The sequence below is a fragment of the Rhodococcus tibetensis genome, from assembly GCF_024438035.1.
Lineage (GTDB): Bacteria > Actinomycetota > Actinomycetes > Mycobacteriales > Mycobacteriaceae > Rhodococcus_F > Rhodococcus_F tibetensis.
The window spans coordinates 1-19423 of the sequence record NZ_JANFQF010000004.1 but is presented as its reverse complement, the minus strand read 5'-3'; the positions used below and the strand labels follow the sequence as shown (position 1 = coordinate 19423).

The window sequence follows — 19423 nt, the reverse complement described above, 5'->3', positions numbered from 1 at the left end:
ACCCGTCGTCGAAAAAGCTTCCGGCGGAATTGGCGCGTCGACCTCACAACTGATGACCGACTGTGATCTGGCCGCGGGATTCGGGATATCTACGTCCACGAAGGGCCTCGAGAGGCGCTCGACGTCTCGGCGAGCAACAGTCAGGTGAGCGAACGCGGGCCGACCGACTTCTGGGCGCGCCCTCTACGTGCATCCGCGGAGAGTGCCCAGGCGGCTACGACGCCACCGATCGCGCCGAAGAGGTGGCCCTGCCAGGAGACGTGCGGCTGGCTGGGCAGCACACCCCACAACATGCCGCCGTAGAAGACGAACACCACCACGCCGAGAAGAATCTGGCCGAAATGCCGGGTGAACAGGCCACGTACCAGGAGGTACGCCAACCATCCGAAGATCAGAATGGAGGACCCGATGTGGTTGTCGACGGCACCACCTGTCAGCCAGGTGCCGAGGCCTCCGATCACCCAGATGATCCCGGTTGCCGCGAGTCCCCTGGCTATTCCGGACAGCAGCACGAGGAAACCGAGGACGACCAGGGGAATGGTGTTGCCGATCAGATGGTTCCAGTCGTCGTGGAGCACGGGAGCGAAGAGAATCCCCCACAGTCCGTCGACAGATCGCGGTGCTACCCCGTTCTTCTGGAGGTCATCGCCCGACACGACGTCGGCGACCTCGATCACGTACAGCAAGATCGTGAAGACGCCGATCACGACGGCCGCCTGCAACCACAGCGGCCGCTTCCGCTGCGGCTGCACCGGATCGATCGACGACGTCATGCTCCACGCACCGTTCTCGTCATGCCCACAGCTGCCCTTCCAGTGCTTCCTCGGCTTCTTCGACCGTACCGCCGTAGGCGCCGGTGGAGAGATATTTCCATCCGCCGTCGGCCACGATGATCGCGATGTCCGCCGCTCGTTCGGCCTGCACAGCCTTGCGCGCGACTCCGAGGGCTGCGTGCAGGATGGCCCCCGTCGAGATACCGGCGAAGATCCCTTCCTCCTCGATCAGCTGACGGGTCCGGCGCACCGCGTCGGCGGGGCCCACCGAGAATCGCGAGGTGAGAACCGACTCGTCGTACAGTTCGGGAACGAAGCCCTCGTCGATGTTGCGGAGCCCGTACACCAGTTCTCCGTACCGCGGTTCCGCGGCCACGATTTCGATGCCGTCGACGTGTTCGCGCAGGAAGCGTCCCGTACCCATGAGCGTGCCCGTGGTGCCGAGACCGGCCACGAAGTGGGTGATCTCGGGCAGGTCACGCAGGATCTCGGGGCCGGTGGTGTCGTAGTGCGCCTGTGCGTTGGCGGGGTTGCCGTACTGGTAGAGCATCACCCACTCGGGATGCTCGGCGGCCAGCTCCTTGGCGACCGCGACGGCCTGGTTGGAGCCGCCACGTGCGGGTGAGTCGATGATCTGCGCCCCGAACATGGTCAGAAGCTGACGGCGCTCCACGGACGTGTTCTCGGGCATCACGCAGGTCAGCCGGTAACCCTTGAGTTTCGCGGCCATGGCGAGGGAGATCCCGGTGTTGCCGCTGGTGGGTTCGAGGATCGTGGCGCCTGGAGTCAGCACCCCGTCCCGTTCGGCCTGCTCGATCATGCGCAGGGCGGGTCGATCCTTCACCGAGCCCGTGGGATTGCGGTCTTCGAGCTTCGCCCACAAGCGGACGGGGGCAGCCCCGGTCCAGCGCGGAGACAACCGGGGCAGTCCGACGAGGGGTGTGTTCCCGAGCGTCTCGATCAGCGAATCGAACCGGGCCATCGGCAGGGATCAGCCTCCTGCGACAGCAGGCAGGATGGTCACCGAGTCTCCATCGGCGACTTCGGTGTCGAGTCCGCCCGAGAAGCGGACGTCCTCGTCGTTGACGTAGACGTTCACGAATCGGTGCAGACGTCCGTCGTTGATCAGGCGCTCTTTGATGCCGCCGTAGTTGACGTCGAGATGGTCGATGACGGCGGAAAGTGTGGGACCTGTTGCCTCCACTCGCTTTTCACCGCCGGTGTGGGCGCGGAGGATGGTGGGAATCGAAACTGTGACAGCCATGGTCGGCTCCTCGAAGTGTGGGATGTTTTCCGGCACGGACCCGTCCGCGGGGGGCGGCGGGGTCACTTGTCGGGAACGTCTGCCACGGACGTGTGGGCGAATTTGTAGCTCTGCACCACGTCGACGGGTTCCTCGGTGACCGCACCGTCGAGGATGCGGTAACTGCGTAGTTCGTGGGTGTTCGGGTTCCGGGTGGAGATCAGCACATAGTGGGCATCCGGTTCGGACGCGAAGGAGATATCAGTCCTGCTCGGGTACGCCTCGGTGGCCGTATGCGAGTGATAGATCACCACGGGAACCTCGTCGGCGTCGTCCATCGCCCGCCATACCCTCAGTTGCTCCCCCGAATCGAAACGGTAGAACGTCGGGGACCGCTCTGCGTTGATCATCGGAATGTGTCGTTCGGGGCGATCGGAGCCCTCGGGCCCCGCGATGACACCGCAGGCCTCGTCCGGATGGTCCGCGCGGGCATGCGCCACCATTGCGTCAACGAGATCCGCTCGAATCACCAACACGTCAGCCACCTCCGTGAGCGCCATCCTAAGTGCGGACGGGCCGGTCGGCCACCGGCCTCAGGAACGCAATGCTGAAGGAAACAGTTCGCGGTAGGTGGGAATTCCCGCCACGGCAGTGGCACTGAGAACGGCGTCGACGATGGCTCTTTCCACTACGTCGGCGGCGGCGGAGCATACCGCGTCGACGACGGGCAGGTCCGGCGGGAACGCGTCCGGCACGCCCTGGCGTGGTTCTAGCCGGTGGTACCCCGTGGACACGGCGAAGATCGTGTCTCCGTCGAGGGGCGAATGCGCGGGGCGAATCGCGCGGGCGAGCCCGTCGTGGCCGGCGACGGCGACGCGACGACAGGCAGCCTTACCGAGGGCGGCGTCGGTAGCGACGACACCGATGGTGGTGTTGAGGACCGTCCCTTTGGCCACGAGATCGTTGGCCGCCGACAGTTCGGCGGCGGCCGGTACTCGCAGCCCGAAGGCGGCGGCGCCGGCGGTGCCAACACCCCACGGGAGTCCGGTCCGAGGGTCGAAAACCGATCCGACGGGGTTTGCGATCATCAATGCCGACACCGCGACGCCTTGCGCCGGCCCGTCGGTGATGACCACACCGGCGGTGCCGACGCCACCTTTCACAGCCCCTGCGCGCGCTCCGACGCCGGCCCCCACCGATCCACAGACTACGGACGAGGAAGCGGACTCCGATGCGAGGTAACCGAATTCGGCAGTGGGACGCTTGTTCCAGTCCCCCACCGGAAGGTCGAAGATGACCGCCCCCGGGACTATCGGAACCACCTGACCCGGCTGCCCCATGGCGATTCCGTGCCCGTGTTCCTCGAGCCATCGCATGACGCCGTCCGCAGCGGCGAGACCGAAGGCGCTGCCGCCGGACAGGAGTAGCGCATGGATTTTCTGCACGCTGTGGCTGGGATCGAGGAGGTCTGTTTCTCGGGTGCCCGGCCCCGCTCCACGCACGTCGACGGCCGCGGTGACGCCGTGCGGTGCGAGCACCACCGTGCATCCGGTCGCTGCGCCGCTACCGAGCGTGGCGTCGGGATCGAGTTCGTGATGGTGCCCGACACGCAGGCCCGCTACGTCGACGAGCGAGTCGGTCCGGCCCGGCGTCGTCGATGTCACGGAGCGAGTACCTGCACCAGCGAATCCTGCATCCACGTCAACCAGTGATAGATGTCCAGATGGGGCGCCCGCGGATCGTCGGGATCCAATTCGTCCGGCGTGTCGGCGTCGATGCCGAGGTTGGTTCCGAGCGCCAATCGGACGTCGTTGAGCCCACTCAACCAGGCGTCGGCCTGTTCCGGCGTCAGCAGCACCTTGCCGCCGTTCTCGGGGACGGTGTGGAGGATGACCGAGCCGGCGGTCAATTTCGCGTCGATGATCTCCGGCTCGTGGAGTCCGCGTAGCGCACCGTTGATATCCGCCTTCGCCTCCGCCCGCCCGTCTGCGTCGTCCGGCGCGTCGGCGCTCGGCCGATGGAAGTCCGGCAACAGCCGCGCGAGAACCTCCTCGTCCGGCGGCGCGGTGTTACCCGTGCGCATCCCGGTCAGGGCGGCGAGTTCGTCCTGGGGAGCAGAGCGGGCGCGTTCCTCGAGGAGCCCGAGGACGGACGCGACCAGCGATCGCAGCACCGTGGCCTCGTGGGCATCCATCTCCGAACGCAGCTTCACGCCACCGAGCGAGTTCTTCCTGGTCCACATCCGCACGTCGGGTACCGAATTCCTCACTGTCGGAATGGATAGTCAACTGCCATCTCGCTGCATGGTGGCCCAGAGGCCCGCCGCATGCAGCTTGCGTACGTCGTTCTCGACCTTGTCCCGGGAACCGCTCGACACCACGGCCTTGCCTTCAGAGTGCACCTGCATCATCAGTTCCGTGGCCGTGGCCTTGCTGTAGCCGAACAGCTTCTGAAATATGTAGGTGACGTAGTGCATGAGGTTCACGGGATCGTCCCACACTACGGTCACCCAGGGTCGATCGCTGACGTCCTCGACCTCGACGACTTCCGATTCTGCAGGAGTGACCTGCGGCGATGCCGGCACGGCATCCACGAATGGTGCTGTCGTCGAGCGAGAAGCCATGACACCAGGGTACGACGAGCTCACATCTCGCGACACTGCGGCTTAGAGTGGCCGGGTGTCCCTCGACAGCAGCGCATTGTTCACAGATCAGTACGAGTTGACGATGCTGTCGGCGGCCCTCGCCGACGGCTCTGCGCATCGTCGGTGCAGTTTCGAGGTCTTTGCGCGACGCCTCCCCGACGGTCGACGGTACGGGGTGGTCGCCGGTACCCCTCGACTGATCGCTGCCCTGGCGAGCTTTCGTTTCGGGGACGCCGAGATCGACGTGGTCTCACGTTTCCTGGATGACGCGACCTTGCAGTGGCTGCGCAAGTACCGCTTCACCGGTGAGATCGACGGCTACCGCGAGGGTGAGCTCTACTTCCCCGGCTCGCCGATCCTGTCGGTGACCGGAACGTTCGCCGAGTGCGTGGTGCTCGAGACGCTGATCCTGTCGATCCTCAACCACGACAGCGCGATAGCCTCGGCGGCCGCGCGGATGGTCAGCGCTGCTGACGGGCGGCCCATGATCGAGATGGGCTCGCGGCGCACGCACGAGGAGTCTGCCGTCGCGGCGGCACGCGCGGCGTACCTCGCGGGCTTCACCGCCACCTCCAACCTGGAGGCCGTTCGCCGGCACGGTGTACCCGGGGCTGGTACCAGCGCACACGCCTTCACCCTCCTACACACCACCCCGGACGGACCGGACGAGGCAGCCGCATTCCGCGGTCAGGTGGCGGCACTAGGTGCGGGAACCACGCTCCTCGTCGACACCTACGACATCACGAAGGGCGTGCAGACCGCCGTCGAGGTCGCGGGAACCGAACTCGGCGGCGTCCGCATCGACTCCGGCGACCTCGGTGTCCTGGCCCGTCAGGTTCGCAGTCAACTCGACGACCTCGGCGCCACCAAGACCAAGATCGTCGTCTCCGGAGATCTCGACGAGTACGCCGTCGCGGCGCTGCGCGCCGAACCGGTCGACGTGTACGGGGTCGGCACCGCCGTTGTCGTGGGCTCCGGTGCCCCCACCGCCGGAATGGTCTACAAACTCGTCGAGGTGAACGGGATCCCCGTCGAGAAGCGAAGCAGCCTGAAGGCGTCCCGGGGTGGTGCGAAGCGGGCGGTACGTTTCGCCCGCGACACCGGGACCGTCGTGGAGGAAGTGATCTACCCGGCGCGTGGGCCCCGGCCCGAGCAGGACGGCCTGGAGGCAAGTGACCTGCTCGTTCCACTCGTGCGCGGTGGCGAGGCCGTCGCGGACGCCGATACCCTGGAAGAGAGTCGGGCGCTTCTCGCGGCAGGCCTGGTGAGTCTGCCCTGGGAGGGGTTGAAGTTGTCCCACGGAGACCCGGCCGTCCCGACCCGGTTCGCCGACAGCCATGCCACAGGGAGGACGTTGTGACCGACACCGAGAGCGACCGACCACTACGCGCACTGCTCGTCGTCGACGTCCAGAACGACTTCTGCGAGGGCGGGGCCCTCGCTGTCGAGGGCGGTTCCGCGGTCGCGGCTGAGATCAGCCGCTTCCTCGGAGACGCAGAGTACGAGGTGATCGCGGCGACCATCGATCACCACATCGATCCGGGACAACACTTCGCCGACGAACCGGACTTCGTGGACACCTGGCCGGTGCACTGCAAAGTGGGCACGTCCGGAGTCGACTTCCACCCCGACCTGGATACGAGCCGCATCGACACGGTGTTCTCCAAGGGAGAGTTCTCCGCTGCCTATTCGGGCTTCGAGGGCAAGAACCCCGAGGGTCAGGAGTTGGAGAAGTGGCTGCGTGCAGCCGGGATCAGCGACGTCGACATCGTCGGTATCGCCACCGATCACTGCGTGCGGGCCACAGCACTGGACGCCGTGCAGGCCGGGTTCGTCACCCGGGTCCTCCTTCCCCTCACCGCGGGTGTCTCCGCGGCGACCGTCGAGTCGGCGCTGACCGAGATGCGGGCGGCCGGCGTGCACCTGCAGGGCCGTGACGGAGACGACGCCCCCGACGGCGGAGCGATTTCTGACGTAGGGCCCGAGTAACCTGCTCGGGTGCCGGAAAACCTCCCCAATGTCCCCGAGCTGTTGCGCACGGCGGTGCGGTCGCTGGGCGGTGCCGAACGGTCGAACCAGCTCACGATGGCTTCGGCCGTTGCTCATTCGATCGACACCGGGGAGCACCTGGCCGTGCAGGCCGGGACCGGCACCGGCAAGTCGCTGGCCTACCTGGTGCCGAGCGTGCGACACGCGGTCCGGAGCGGGAAGACAGTCGTCGTCTCGACGGCCACGATCGCACTGCAACGCCAGCTGATCGATCGCGACATGCCGCGTCTCGCCGACGCCCTCGAGGACTCTCTCGGCAGGCGCCCGCACTTCGCGATCCTCAAGGGCCGCAACAACTATCTGTGCATGAACAAAATTCATACGGGAGCCGCCGACGAACCGCCGACGGACGAGCTGTTCGACCCCTTCGCGGTGTCGCGCCTCGGCCGGGAAGTGCAGCGTCTCACCGAGTGGTCGTCGGAGACCGAGACCGGCGACCGGGACGATCTTGCCCCCGGCGTGAGTGACAAGGCGTGGCGGCAGGTCAGCGTCACCGCGCGAGAATGCCTCGGAAAGTCCCGATGCCCGGTCGGTGAGGACTGCTTCGCCGAGCGTGCCCGTTCGGAGGCGTCCCAGGTAGACGTCGTCGTCACCAATCACGCATTGCTCGCCATCGACGCCATCACCGGCATTGCCATACTCCCCGAGCACGACGTCGTCGTCATCGACGAGGCCCACGAGTTGGTGGACCGCGTCACCAATGTCGCCACTGCCGAACTGGCCGCGTCGACGATCAGCGCCGCAGCCCGCCGCTGCACCAAGCTGGTCGAGGAGCAGGAGGCGGATCGCCTCGAGGCAGCGGGCGAAGGCTGGGCGGCGCTGCTCGAGGAATTGCGACCGGAGCGGTGGGAGGCGTTGCCACCCGGTGCGGCCCCTGCGCTCGCTGCTGTCCGTGACGCGGCCTGGGCACTGCGCACGGCCATCGGCCCCTCGCGTCCCGGCATGGCGCTGAGCGACCCCGAGGCAGCCGCGGCGCGCAATACCGCACTCGCGTCAGTTGAGGAAGTGCACGACAGCGCCGTCCGAGTGCTCAGCGCCTTCGACGAGCCGGATCCGGCCCAGCGCCGGGATGTCGTGTGGCTGGCCGCCGACGACAATCGGGGTTCGATCCGTCGGGTGGTGCGGATGGCTCCGTTGTCTGTGGGCGGCTTGCTCCGGTCGCGGCTTTTCGCCGAATCGACGGTGGTCCTCACTTCCGCCACGCTGACGGTCGGCGGCTCCTTCGACGGTCTGGCCGTCAACTGGGGACTTCCGGCCGAATCCTCCGTGGTGATCGATCCGGCATTGGCGACCGGCACGGAGGCGCCGTCGGACGCGGGCACGCTCAAGTGGAACGCGCTGGACGTCGGTTCGCCGTTCGATCACGCACGCGCCGGGATCCTCTACATCGCCAAGCACCTTCCGCCACCGGGTCGCGACGGTCTGGCTCCTTCCTACCTCGACGAGATCGCCGAACTCGTCGCGGCCGCCGGCGGACGCACGCTCGGTCTGTTCTCGTCGATGCGCGCCGCCAAGGCCGCCGCCGAGGCCATGCGTGAGCGTCTCGACACCCCGGTCCTCTGCCAGGGCGACGACTCCACCGGCGCCCTCGTCCGGGCCTTCGCCGGCGACGAACCGACGTCCCTGTTCGGCACGCTGTCACTGTGGCAGGGCGTCGACGTTCCGGGCCCGTCACTCAGCCTGGTCATCCTCGACCGGATTCCCTTCCCGCGCCCGGACGACCCACTCCTGGTGGCCAGGCAGAAGGCTGTGGAGTCGCGCGGAGGAAATGGGTTTCTCTCGGTGGCGGCCAATCACGCCGCACTGCTCCTCGCTCAGGGTGTGGGGCGGTTGCTGCGCAGCGTCGACGACAAAGGTGTTGTTGCCGTGCTGGATCCACGACTCGCGACCGCCCGCTATGCGGGGTATCTCCGCGCGTCGCTGCCGCCGTTCTGGGAGACATCCGACCCCGAGGTGGTGCGCAAGGCGCTGGGCAGGATTCGGGACTCTCGTACCTGATCGGCAGCCCGGACTGGCGCGGACACCGGTTACGTCCGCACCTATGCTCGTCCGATGGCCTCAGCGATCTCCGTCCGAGCACTGACCAAGAAGTTCGGCGATGTCCTCGCCCTCGACGGGGCTGCGTTCACCTCGGTGCGCGCGGAGGAAATTTCTGGCAGGGCCGACGCAGCCGTGGCCGCGTCGGGGTCGCGTACCTCATGGTTCGCGAGCCAGGTGCTCGTCATAGCGAGCGCGGCCGCCGCGATAACAGTGGCCGCGGGCATCGGATCGGGCCTCACCGCGGCATTCCCGCTGTTCGAACCGGCACTGCTCGTCGACGGAGTCGGGGCGGCCCTCAACGTCCTTCCCGCACTTTTTCTGATGCTCGGGCTGGGCGCCGCCGTGTACGGGCTCGTCCCGCGAGAGTTGCCCCTGTTGTGGGGTTATCTCGGTTACGTTCTCGTCGCCGCACTGTTCTCCGACGTGCTTCCGGAGAGGTTCGGGGTGCTGTCACCGTTCCACCACACCCCGAACCTGCCGGCCGACTCCTTCGCCCCACAGTTCATGCTTCCAGTACTCGCGACCGTCCTGGTTTTCAGCGGCGCCGCCGGTTTCCGCCGCCGCGACATCGGCCGCTGACCGCTACACGCCCGGAACGGCCACCAGACCCAATTCGGAGGGGTCGACGAGCAGCCGGTGCCTCGGGAGTACTCGCACCGTGTAGCCGACGGAACCAGACAGCGGGAGGGCGGTGTCTGCGACGAACAATTCCGTAGCACCGTCCGACCCGTCGTGCGTCATCGGAACCGTGACGATGTCGCTGAGTTCCTCGTCCAGATCCGTCTTTCCGATGACAGCCTGCACTGTGACATCCTCGACGGACAACGCACCGAGTCGAATGTGGGCGCGCAACACCAGGTTGGCACCGATCTCCGGGGTGTCGGGCAGTCCCTCGCCGTCCACCTGCAACACCGCGACCGACGGCCAGGCTGCCTCGACGCGGTGCCGGAACTCGGCCAGCTCGCGGGCCCCCGCGTAACTGTCGGCCGCCACCGTACGCGCCGATTCGGCGGCGGGCGCATAGTACTGGACGGCGTAGTCACGCACCATCCGCGAGGCGAGCACCTTAGGTCCCAGGTTCTGCAGGGTGTGGCGGACCATCTCTACCCAGCGCACGGGCAAACCGTCCGGACCGCGGTCGTAGAACCTCGGCAGCACTGCCCGCTCGAGCAGTTCGTACAGTGCGCTGGCCTCCAAGTCGTCTCGACGCGTCTCCTCGACGACCCCGTCCGCCGTCGGGATGGCCCAGCCGTTCTCGCCGTCGAACATCTCGTCCCACCAACCGTCCCGGATCGACAGGTTCAGGCCGCCGTTCAGCGCCGATTTCATCCCCGACGTCCCGCAGGCCTCCAATGGGCGCAGCGGATTGTTGAGCCACACGTCGCACCCCCAGTACAGGTAGCGGGCCATCGACATGTCGTAGTCCGGCAGGAACACGATCCGATGTCGCACGTCCGCTGCGTCGGCGAACCGCACGATCTGCTGGATGAGAGCCTTGCCGCCGTCGTCAGCGGGGTGACTCTTCCCTGCGACGACCAGCTGCACCGGCCGGTTCTCGTCGAGTAGCAGTGCGCGCAGCCGGTCGGGATCGCGCAGCATCAGAGTCAGCCGCTTGTAGGTGGGGACCCGGCGCGCAAAACCGACGGTGAGCACACCCGGGTCGAACACTTCGTCGGTCCATCCCAGTTCGGCGGACGTGGCGCCGCGCTCGATCCAGGACGCCCGTACGCGTCGGCGCACCTCCTCGACCAGTTTGGCGCGCAGCGCGTTGCGGGTGGACCACAGCTCGTCGGCGGACAGTTCCTGCAACCGCTCCCAGCCCTTGGCTTCTTCGACCAGCTCCGGTCCGAGGATGCGGGTGGCGAGGTCGAGCCATTCCGGCGCCGCCCACGTGGGCGCGTGCACACCGTTGGTCACCGAACCGATCGGAACCTCGTCTGCGTCGAAGCCCGGCCACAGGGGCCGGAACATGTCGCGGCTCACGATCCCGTGTAGTGCGGACACGCCGTTGGCGCGCTGGCCGAGGCGCAGACCCATGTGCGCCATGTTGAACACCGACGGATCCGGCTCACTGCCGAGCCCGATAATCCGGTCCATCGTCAACCCGGGAAGCAAAGAAGATTCGTTCTCGGCGTTGTCCCCGCCGAAGTAGTGCCGGACCAGATCGGCGGGAAACCTGTCGATTCCGGCCGGGACGGGCGTATGCGTGGTGAAGACAGTGCCCGCGCGCACGGTGGCCAGCGCTTCGTCGAAAGCGAGTCCCTCGCCGGTGACCAACTCGCGGATCCGCTCGAGTCCGAGGAACCCGGCGTGTCCCTCGTTCATGTGGAAGACCACAGGATCGGGCAGGCCGTGCGCCTGCGTGTATGCGCGCACCGCGCGGACACCTCCGATGCCGGCGAGGATTTCCTGCTTGATCCGGTGATCCTGGTCGCCGCCGTACAGCCGGTCCGTGACACCCCGCATCTCGGCGTCGTTCTCGGCGATGTCGGAGTCGAGCAGCAACAGCGGGACACGGCCCACCTGAGCGATCCATACGCGGGCACGCAATACTCGGCCGCCTGGCACCGCGACGTGGACGAGAATGGGAGCCGCAGAGCCGGCGTCCGGACCCGATTCCGTCAGCAAACGCAACGGCAATCCCTGGGGGTCGTACGCCGGGTAGTGCTCGGCCTGCCAGCCGTCCGCGGTCAGCGACTGCCGGAAGTACCCCGAGCGGTACAGCAGGCCCACACCGATCAGGGGAAGCCCCAGATCCGATGCTGCCTTCAGGTGGTCACCGGCAAGAATGCCCAGTCCACCCGAGTAATTGGGGAGTACTTCGCTGACGCCGAACTCCATTGAGAAATAGGCGATCCCACCTCCGAGGGAGACACCTTTCGTCTGCTGGTTCTGGTACCAGCGTGGCCGCGACAGGTACTGGTCCAGATCGGCGGCGGCAGCGTCGAGGCGCGCGAGGAAAGAAACGTCCTCGGCCAGCTCGTCCAAGCGGGCCGGCTCGACTTCACCAAGCATTCGAACGGGGTCGTACTGCACGTGCCGCCACAAGTCCTCATCAAGCAACGAAAAGAGTTCCTGTGTGGCCGTATGCCACGACCAGCGAAGATTCGTCGACAGCGGACCGAGGGCGGCAAGACGCTCGGGAAGGTGGGCTCGGACAGTGAACCGACGCAAGGCTTTCACTTCGCGAACAATAATGCACTTTCGGCGCTATCGTGTCGTGTCGCAGGACGCGGGCCGGTATCGCCGACCCTGACGCGGGACGCGGCCTCGTATCGTCAACAAGGACAGGGACCGGTCTGCTCCATTACGGTTGAAACTGGCGGCGGAGTGAAGCGTCGTCGGCAACTTCCGACTATGGAACGGAGCCCAGTGTGACAGGTCGACTCGGCATCGACGACGTGACGCCCGACATCTCGGGCGGGCGTTACCCTGCCAAGGCTGTTGTCGGTGAGGTGTTTCCCGTGCGGGCAACCGTGTGGCGCGAGGGGCACGATGCGGTGGCCGCCACTCTCGCGGTGCGAGGGCCGCGTACAGCATCCTCCGGTGGGTCGGCGACGTTTCGTATTCCCATGAACGAAGGACCGGTTCCCGACACCGTCGACGGTTCCTTCACACCCACCGGTGAGGGGATGTGGACCTTCCGGATCGAGGCGTGGAGCGATCCGATCACCACGTGGAAGCATGCCGTGGAGGCCAAGCTCGCGGTCGGGCAGGGCGCTGCCGAACTGGCCAACGATCTGGAATACGGTGCCCGCCTGTTCGAGCGTGCCGCCAAGGGTGTCCCGCGGAACGACCGGTCGCGTCTGATCGGTGTCGCGGCATCGTTGCGGTCCGAGCACGCGCTCGGCGAGCGGGTGGCATCCGCATTCGGCTCGGACGTCACCGAACTCCTGCGGGCGCATCCATTACGTGACCTCGTCACGCGGAGTGAAGCACACAGTGTCCTCGTCGACCGCAACCGGGCGCTTTTCGGGTCGTGGTACGAGTTCTTTCCCCGGTCGACGGGAGGCTGGCACGAGGACGGGACGCCCCGGCACGGCACCTTTGCCACTTCCGCGGCCGCGCTGCCCCGGATCGCGGCAATGGGCTTCGACGTGGTGTATCTGCCGCCCATCCACCCGATCGGTGTGATCAACCGCAAGGGCCCCAACAACACGCTGACTCCCGGGCCGGACGACGTGGGCTCGCCGTGGGCGATCGGATCGGCCGAGGGCGGTCACGACGCGATACATCCGCAGCTCGGAACGATGAAGGATTTCACAGCGTTTGTCGCTGCCGCGCGCAAACTCGACCTCGAGGTCGCCATCGACCTCGCGTTGCAGTGCGCGCCCGACCATCCGTGGGCACGGGTCCATCCGGAATGGTTCACCGTCCTTCCGGACGGCACGATCGCCTATGCGGAGAATCCGCCGAAGAAGTATCAGGACATCTATCCGGTCAACTTCGACAACGACAAGGACGGCATCTACGCGGAGGTCCTGCGCGTCGTGAGGCACTGGATCGCCGCGGGGGTCAAGATCTTCCGGGTCGACAACCCGCACACCAAGCCACCGGACTTCTGGGAGTGGCTGATCGCGGAGGTGAAGGAGTCGGATCCGGACGTGCTGTTTCTGTCCGAGGCGTTCACCCGGCCGGCGCGCCTGTACGGACTGGCCCGGCGCGGATTCACCCAGTCCTACACGTACTTCACGTGGCGAACAGCCAAATGGGAATTGACCGAATTCGGTAGCGAGATAGCGGCGAAAGCCGACGAGGCGCGGCCCAACCTCTTCGTCAACACTCCGGACATCCTGCACGAAAGCCTGCAGACCGGAGGTCCGGGCATGTTCGCGGTGCGCGCCGCACTGGCCGCGACTCTGTCACCGACTTGGGGCGTCTACTCGGGATACGAACTGTACGAACATCTTCCGGTGCGTCCGGGCAGTGAGGAGTATCTCGACTCGGAGAAGTACCAGCTGCGCCCCCGCGATTTCGAAGGTGCCGCCGCCCGCGGTGAGTCCCTCGAACCGTGGCTCACGGCGCTCAACCGCATCCGGCGTCAGCACCCCGCCTTGCAGCAGCTGCGCAACCTGCATTTCCATCACGTCGACAACGATGCACTCATCGCATACTCGAAGTTCGACGCGACTACGGGTGATGCGGTGCTGACGGTGATCAACCTCAACCCTTTCGGCGCCGAGCAGGGCACGGTCTGGCTCGACATGCCGGCACTCGGACGCGACTGGCACGATCACTTACCCGTCCTCGACGAGGTCACCGGGGAGCAATACCACTGGGGGCAGGCGAACTTCGTTCGTCTCGAGCCCTGGCGGTCGGTGGCCCATATTCTGGCTCTGCCGTCCATTCCTTATCAGGCCAGGACGAAGCTGGCATACCGCGGAGGTACATAGTGGCCGTCCAACCGCCCACTGCAATCGCACCCGACGACGCAGATCTCGATCTGCTGGCGCGGTGCGTCCACCACAACCCGCATTCGGTCCTCGGGGCACACCCGCACCCCGACGGCACCGTCATCCGTGCTCTGCGCCCTGGGGCCGAGTCGGTCGAAGCCGTGATCGGCGGGAAATGCCTCCCGCTCGAGCACATCGCACGCGGCCTGTGGGGAACGTTGGTCCCCTACCGCGACCCGATCGACTATCGGTTGTCGACGACGTGGCCGGGCGGCCATACCGACCTCGCGGCGGACGGCTACCGCTTCTTGCCGACCCTCGGTGAGCTCGATTTGCACCTGTTCGGGGAAGGCAGGCACGAGCGCCTGTGGGAGATTCTGGGAGCGCACCGGCGCTCGTACGACACCCCGGACGGAACGGTGACGGGCACGTCGTTCGCCGTTTGGGCGCCCGCTGCCCGTGGGGTCAGTGTGATCGGCAGTTTCGACGGCTGGGGCGGCGAGACGTTCCCCATGCGGGCGCTCGGCTCCACCGGTGTCTGGGAGCTGTTCATCCCCGGTATCGAGGTCGGGGAGTTGTACAAGTTCCGGGTCCACGGCCGGGACGGAAGCGTGCGCGACAAGGCCGACCCCATGGCGTTCGCCACCGAGGTGCCGCCGGCGACGGCGTCGCGCGTGGCGGTCAGTTCCCACGAATGGGATGACGCCGAGTGGCTCGAGCAGCGGGCGAGCACCGACCCGACGCAGTCCCCGATGAGTGTCTACGAAGTGCACCTCGCTTCGTGGCGCCCTGGGCTGAATTACCGCGAAATGGCCGAGGAATTGGCCACCTATGTCACCGAGTGCGGCTTCACACACGTGGAGTTGCTGCCGGTCGCCGAGCACCCGTTCGGCGGATCCTGGGGCTACCAGGTGACGTCGTACTACGCGCCGACGTCGCGATTCGGCTCGCCCGACGACTTCCGGTGGTTCGTAGATCGCCTGCACAAGTCCGGGATCGGCGTGATCGTCGACTGGGTGCCTGCCCATTTCCCGAAGGACGAGTGGGCTCTCGCCCGCTTCGACGGCACCCCGCTGTACGAACACGGCGATCCCCGACGCGGTGAGCAGCTCGACTGGGGAACCTACGTCTTCGACTTCGGCAGGCGCGAGGTCCGCAACTTCCTGGTCGCCAACGCCCTGTTCTGGCTCGACGAGTTCCATGTGGACGGGCTTCGCGTCGACGCGGTCGCGTCGATGCTCTACCTCGACTACTCGCGACCGGAGGGCGGCTGGACGCCCAACATCCACGGCGGCCGGGAGAATCTCGAAGCGGTCGACTTTCTCCAGGAAATGAACGCGACCGTCCACAAACACCATCGTGGGGTCGTCACGATCGCCGAGGAGTCGACGGCGTGGCCCGGTGTCACGCGCCCGACGAACATCGGCGGTCTCGGGTTCAGCATGAAGTGGAACATGGGGTGGATGCACGACACCCTCGGGTATCTCGGTCACGATCCCGTCCATCGGAGCTATCACCACCATGAGATCACTTTCTCGCTCGTCTATGCGTGGAGTGAAAATTATCTGCTCCCCATCAGTCACGACGAGGTGGTGCACGGCAAGGGCACGCTGTGGACCCGGATGCCCGGTGACGACTACGCGAAGGCTGCCGGTGTCCGCGCTCTGCTGGCGTACATGTGGGCGCACCCGGGCAAGCAGTTGCTGTTCATGGGGCAGGAATTCGGCCAGACGCGAGAGTGGTCGGAAGAGCACAGCCTCGACTGGTACGAGATGGACGATCCCTACACGGGGCGCCTGCACGGCGGTCTCCTGAAGTTGATCGGCGATCTCAACGCCACCTATCGAGGGCATCCGGCGCTGTGGACGCTCGACACGTCCCCGGGCGGCTATTCCTGGATCGATGCCAACGACACCGCGAACAACGTCCTGAGCTTCCTCCGGTACGGCACCGACGGATCGATCGTGGCGTGTCTGTTCAATTTCTCGGGTACGCCCCACGGCAGTTATAGGGTGGGCTTGCCCGAATTGGGGAAATGGCGTGAAATTCTCAATACAGACGCCGAGATCTATGGGGGGTCGGGTTGGGGAAATCTCGGTGCAGTGACGGCAACTTCGCAGCCGTGGCACGGGCGGCCTGCGTCTGCCGAGGTGGCGTTGCCGGCCAACGGTGCGATCTGGATGAGTCTGGAGCGTTGATGAAAGCACGGCGTTGTTGACGAGACGTCGGCAGTGGGCTGTAGGTATGGGCATTCTCGCCCTCGTCGTCCTGTGCGGCTGCGCACGATCGATCGACGGTGACGCCGCCTCCATCTACGACGACCCGTTCAAGGTCGCCGGCCTCGACGCCACGTCGGGGCCGAGCGGCGCCCGGAAAGGCGTGCCGGACGCCGACCTTCCAGTCACCGGCACCGACGGCGGCGAGATCGACACGATGGTCGCCAATGCCGTCAGCGACATCGAGGCCTACTGGCGCACGCAGTTCCCGGCGCTGTTTCATCGCGCCTTCGAACCCGTCGAAGAACTGATCTCGTGGGATCCCCGGGATTCGGACAGTCCGCGGTTCTGCGGGGACAGCACCGAGGAGTTGCTCAACGCCGGGTACTGCAGCACCGACCACACCATCGGCTGGGACCGCGCGCTTCTCCTTCCCGAGGTCGTCGAGAAGTTCGGTGTGGTGGCCGCGGTGTTCGTCCTCGCCCACGAATACGGGCACGCCGTTCAGACCAAAGCGGGAATTGCGGAGGTCGAGGTGGGTGGAGGCATCGTTCGCGAGCAGCAGGCCGACTGCTTCGGCGGCGCGTTCATGCGACACATCGCGGAGGACAAGTCACCCCATTTCACGCTGAACACGTCAGACGGGTTGAACAAGGTGCTGGCTTCGGCGGTAGCGATCGGTGACACCGATCCAAGCGACCCCGGCAACGTCCACGGATCGGCTTTCGAGAGGGTCACTGCCACGCAGATCGGCTTCACCGACGGCCCCGCACCCTGTATCCGTATCGACGAAAAGGAAATCGATTCTCGTCGTGCCGACCTCCCGCAGCGTTTCGCAGACGAAACCGACGACGGTGAACTACCCGTCACCGAGGAATCACTGGAGGCGTTCTTCACGTCGTTCCAGCAGATCTTCGACCTCAGCGATCCGCCGGAGCTGAATTTCGGCGGCGCGGATCTCGCCTGCAGGGACGCCGAGGTCACCGAGCCGGTGTCGTACTGTCCGGCGAGCAACACCATCGGCGTCAGTGTCGATACTCTTGCCGACCGTGGTACACCGGGGCGGCTGGGCCGTCGCGAGCTGTTCCAGACCGACCTGACCGGCGACTACAACGCGTACGTCCTGTTGGCGTCGCGGTACACCCTGGCCCTGCAGAAGGATCGCGGAGACGACCTGCACTCACCGCAGACGGCTCTGCGGGCCGCCTGCTTGTCCGGCGTCATCACGACGGCGCTGAGCCCCGACAACCCGGCCACCCTGGAGGCGGGCAGTGTGTGGCTCTCCCCCGGCGACCTCGACGAGGCGGTGTCGGGGCTGCTCACCGACGGGCTCGCCGCCAGTGACGTCAACGGCGAGACCGTCCCGAGCGGGTTCTCCCGGGTCGACGCATTCCGCACCGGCGTACTGGGCGGCGAGCAGGCTTGCGAGGGCCGCTACCGCTGAACGCCGCGAACCGCCCGCTCAGTACAGCGCGGCTGCGAGTTTCCTACGGGCCGCCATAACAACCGGTTCCGCAGGATCGAACAATTCGAAGAGCTCGACCAGGCGGGTACGGACCTTGGTCCTGTCTTCGCCGGCGGTCCGAGCGATCACGCCGATCAGCCGGGCGAACGCAGCTTCCGGCGCCTGCGAATAGAGCTCCACGTCGGCGGCCTGCAGTTGAGCATCGATGTCGTCCGGCGCAGCATCTGCCGCCGCGACGGCAGCGGAATCGACGGATTGCACGCGGGCGAGGAAACGGACCTGGCGGAGTGCGCCCTGCGCCTCGGCGTTGGCGGGTTCCTCGTCGAGAATCGTCTGGAATGCGGCCTCTGCGCCGGCGAGGTCGCCTTCGTCCAGCGCTGCCTCGGCAGCGACGAAACGGGGGTCCTCGGGTTCGGGCTGGTCGGGGTCTGTGCCATCCGCCGGGGGGCCGCTGAGCTTTCCTTCGACCGCCTGCGCGATAGCGGCCAGCCACTGACGCAGTTGCGGTTCGGGCTGCGCACCCTGGAAGTCCGCCAGCGGCTGCCCGGCCGCGATGGCGACCACCGTCGGGACGGACTGGACCCCGAATGCCTGCGCGATGCGCGGGTTGGCGTCGACGTCGACCTTGGCCAGCACCCAGGCGCCGCCCGCCTCGATCGCCAACTTCTCGAGCAGCGGCGAGAGCTGCTTACACGGCTCGCACCAGGTGGCCCAGAGGTCGACGACGACCGGGACTTGCTGGGACCGGACGAGAACCTCGGCTTCGAAGGTAGCTTCGGTGACCTCGACGACCGGGGCAAGTCCGGAACCACCGGCAGCTGGCGGTGCGGCGCCGTTGCCGGAGGGGGTCGAGGGCGGGGCGGCGGCGCGTTCCTTGAGTGCGGAGAGATCGACTGCGCCGGTCATGGCAGCGGCCACTGCAGAGGAACGCGCGGGAGGACGAGAACCTGGTCGAGTCACGCCACCAGTTTGTCACGATCTGTAGGACTACCGGAAAGTGGGCGCACCACCCAGGGAGGACGGCCGTCTCCGACCTCAGACGAGCGAAGGCGTGTTCTTCGCAGCGCTCTCGTCGGACAGCTCGGCCATGCGACCGGACCGGACGGCCCAGACCTCGAACACGACGGTGCCGAAGGGGGGAATGCTGGCAACGAGGGCCCAGAACGTGGTGAGCAGATTCCAGCTCAGCTTGCGTGCTGTCCACAGTGCTATCAGGACGTACAGGACGAACACCCCTCCGTGGAGAGGTCCGAAGATCTTCACGCCGATCTCGTTCCCGTCGGCAGGCAGGTATTTGAAGGCCATGCCGATGAGAAGGCCGAGCCAGGTGAGCGCTTCCAGAATTGCGACAAATCGGAAGCGCTTGGCCGTGGTGCTGAGATCGAAGACGTTCGCCATGGCGACCATTGTGCCCGACCATCTACGACAGTCCGTAGTGGTGTGAGATACACCACCACGAACTGTCGTACACCTACTTCTTGGGGACGCGGACGATCAGGGCATCACCCTGACCACCACCGCCACACAACGCAGCCACACCCACACCGCCGCCGCGACGCGCCAACTCGAGCGCCAGATGCAAAGTGATCCGCGCCCCCGA

Annotated in this window: 17 protein-coding genes and 1 pseudogene; 7 read left to right on the top strand and 11 right to left on the bottom strand. The window is 66.5% G+C overall.

Annotated features, from left to right (window positions below):
* Positions 1 to 140: 140 nt before the first annotated feature.
* From NOF53_RS05725 to clpS, 7 genes are all read right to left on the bottom strand, one after another.
* Positions 141 to 773, bottom strand: a complete 633-nt coding sequence (locus NOF53_RS05725) for a rhomboid family intramembrane serine protease (RefSeq protein ID WP_255966303.1) — start codon at positions 771 to 773, stop codon at positions 141 to 143.
* Between the two features lie 19 nt (positions 774 to 792).
* Positions 793 to 1755: a PLP-dependent cysteine synthase family protein gene (locus NOF53_RS05720; RefSeq protein ID WP_255966301.1), complete on the bottom strand. Its 963-nt coding sequence runs from the start codon at positions 1753 to 1755 to the stop codon at positions 793 to 795.
* 9 nt (positions 1756 to 1764) lie between these two features.
* Positions 1765 to 2037, bottom strand: a complete 273-nt coding sequence (locus tag NOF53_RS05715; RefSeq protein WP_255966299.1) for a MoaD family protein — start codon at positions 2035 to 2037, stop codon at positions 1765 to 1767.
* A gap of 62 nt (positions 2038 to 2099) precedes the next feature.
* Complete coding sequence (locus tag NOF53_RS05710; protein ID WP_255966297.1) at positions 2100 to 2576, bottom strand: M67 family metallopeptidase; 477 nt, start codon at positions 2574 to 2576, stop codon at positions 2100 to 2102.
* Between the two features lie 33 nt (positions 2577 to 2609).
* Positions 2610 to 3680, bottom strand: coding sequence for a P1 family peptidase (locus NOF53_RS05705; protein WP_255966296.1), 1071 nt, complete (start codon positions 3678 to 3680; stop codon positions 2610 to 2612).
* On the bottom strand, positions 3677 to 4264 hold the full coding sequence (gene aosR, locus NOF53_RS05700) for an oxidative stress transcriptional regulator AosR (RefSeq protein ID WP_255966700.1): 588 nt from the start codon (positions 4262 to 4264) through the stop codon (positions 3677 to 3679). Before aosR ends, NOF53_RS05705 begins: the two co-directional genes overlap by 4 nt.
* A gap of 36 nt (positions 4265 to 4300) precedes the next feature.
* Entirely contained in the window at positions 4301 to 4639 is a 339-nt protein-coding gene (clpS, locus tag NOF53_RS05695; protein ID WP_255966294.1) for an ATP-dependent Clp protease adapter ClpS, read from the bottom strand.
* Between the two features lie 55 nt (positions 4640 to 4694).
* On the opposite strand from clpS, the gene NOF53_RS05690 reads away from it, so the two are divergent.
* The 4 genes from NOF53_RS05690 to NOF53_RS05675 are packed head-to-tail and all read left to right on the top strand — an operon-like array spanning position 4695 to position 9328.
* On the top strand, positions 4695 to 6020 hold the full coding sequence (locus NOF53_RS05690; RefSeq protein ID WP_255966292.1) for a nicotinate phosphoribosyltransferase: 1326 nt from the start codon (positions 4695 to 4697) through the stop codon (positions 6018 to 6020).
* Complete coding sequence (locus tag NOF53_RS05685) at positions 6017 to 6649, top strand: isochorismatase family protein (protein ID WP_255966290.1); 633 nt, start codon at positions 6017 to 6019, stop codon at positions 6647 to 6649. The genes NOF53_RS05690 and NOF53_RS05685 overlap by 4 nt, the downstream gene beginning before the upstream one ends.
* Before the next feature lie 9 nt (positions 6650 to 6658).
* Positions 6659 to 8707, top strand: a complete 2049-nt coding sequence (locus NOF53_RS05680; protein WP_255966288.1) for an ATP-dependent DNA helicase — start codon at positions 6659 to 6661, stop codon at positions 8705 to 8707.
* A 54-nt stretch (positions 8708 to 8761) separates the two neighbouring features.
* Positions 8762 to 9328, top strand: a complete 567-nt coding sequence (locus NOF53_RS05675; protein ID WP_255966286.1) for an efflux permease Rv1217c-related protein — start codon at positions 8762 to 8764, stop codon at positions 9326 to 9328.
* A gap of 3 nt (positions 9329 to 9331) precedes the next feature.
* On the opposite strand, the gene glgP is transcribed toward NOF53_RS05675, so the two are convergent.
* Positions 9332 to 11932, bottom strand: a complete 2601-nt coding sequence (gene glgP / locus NOF53_RS05670) for an alpha-glucan family phosphorylase (protein WP_255966284.1) — start codon at positions 11930 to 11932, stop codon at positions 9332 to 9334.
* 191 nt (positions 11933 to 12123) lie between these two features.
* On the opposite strand from glgP, the gene NOF53_RS05665 reads away from it, so the two are divergent.
* Genes NOF53_RS05665 through NOF53_RS05655 form a run of 3 tightly spaced genes read left to right on the top strand, consistent with a single transcriptional unit; the run spans position 12124 to position 17802 of the window.
* Positions 12124 to 14142, top strand: a complete 2019-nt coding sequence (locus NOF53_RS05665; RefSeq protein ID WP_255966282.1) for an alpha-1,4-glucan--maltose-1-phosphate maltosyltransferase — start codon at positions 12124 to 12126, stop codon at positions 14140 to 14142.
* Positions 14142 to 16340 (top strand): 1,4-alpha-glucan branching protein GlgB, encoded by a 2199-nt coding sequence (gene glgB, locus NOF53_RS05660; protein WP_255966280.1) that lies wholly within the window; start codon positions 14142 to 14144, stop codon positions 16338 to 16340. The genes NOF53_RS05665 and glgB overlap by 1 nt, the downstream gene beginning before the upstream one ends.
* 46 nt (positions 16341 to 16386) lie before the next feature.
* The gene (locus NOF53_RS05655; protein ID WP_255966278.1) at positions 16387 to 17802 is read left to right on the top strand and encodes a neutral zinc metallopeptidase; all 1416 of its coding nucleotides are present in this window, start codon (positions 16387 to 16389) and stop codon (positions 17800 to 17802) included.
* A gap of 18 nt (positions 17803 to 17820) precedes the next feature.
* Here the strand turns inward: NOF53_RS05655 and NOF53_RS05650 are convergent, their stop codons facing one another.
* From NOF53_RS05650 to NOF53_RS05640, 3 genes and pseudogenes are all read right to left on the bottom strand, one after another.
* The gene (locus NOF53_RS05650) at positions 17821 to 18729 is read right to left on the bottom strand and encodes a tetratricopeptide repeat protein (protein WP_255966691.1); all 909 of its coding nucleotides are present in this window, start codon (positions 18727 to 18729) and stop codon (positions 17821 to 17823) included.
* Positions 18730 to 18858: 129 nt separating this feature from the next.
* Positions 18859 to 19230 (bottom strand): DUF3817 domain-containing protein, encoded by a 372-nt coding sequence (locus NOF53_RS05645; RefSeq protein ID WP_255966276.1) that lies wholly within the window; start codon positions 19228 to 19230, stop codon positions 18859 to 18861.
* Positions 19231 to 19294: 64 nt separating this feature from the next.
* Positions 19295 to 19423: pseudogene (locus tag NOF53_RS05640) on the bottom strand (acetyl-CoA C-acyltransferase); the annotation flags it as partial.

Coding starts and splice junctions, on each gene's coding strand:
- NOF53_RS05715 (WP_255966299.1), bottom strand. CDS start 2,037: ATGGCTGTCACAGTTTCGATTCCCACCATCCTCCGCGCCCACACCGGC.
- NOF53_RS05720 (WP_255966301.1), bottom strand. CDS start 1,755: ATGGCCCGGTTCGATTCGCTGATCGAGACGCTCGGGAACACACCCCTC.
- NOF53_RS05710 (WP_255966297.1), bottom strand. CDS start 2,576: ATGGCGCTCACGGAGGTGGCTGACGTGTTGGTGATTCGAGCGGATCTC.
- NOF53_RS05655 (WP_255966278.1), top strand. CDS start 16,387: ATGGGCATTCTCGCCCTCGTCGTCCTGTGCGGCTGCGCACGATCGATC.
- clpS (WP_255966294.1), bottom strand. CDS start 4,639: ATGGCTTCTCGCTCGACGACAGCACCATTCGTGGATGCCGTGCCGGCA.
- NOF53_RS05645 (WP_255966276.1), bottom strand. CDS start 19,230: ATGGTCGCCATGGCGAACGTCTTCGATCTCAGCACCACGGCCAAGCGC.
- NOF53_RS05725 (WP_255966303.1), bottom strand. CDS start 773: ATGACGTCGTCGATCGATCCGGTGCAGCCGCAGCGGAAGCGGCCGCTG.
- NOF53_RS05675 (WP_255966286.1), top strand. CDS start 8,762: ATGGCCTCAGCGATCTCCGTCCGAGCACTGACCAAGAAGTTCGGCGAT.
- NOF53_RS05650 (WP_255966691.1), bottom strand. CDS start 18,729: ATGACCGGCGCAGTCGATCTCTCCGCACTCAAGGAACGCGCCGCCGCC.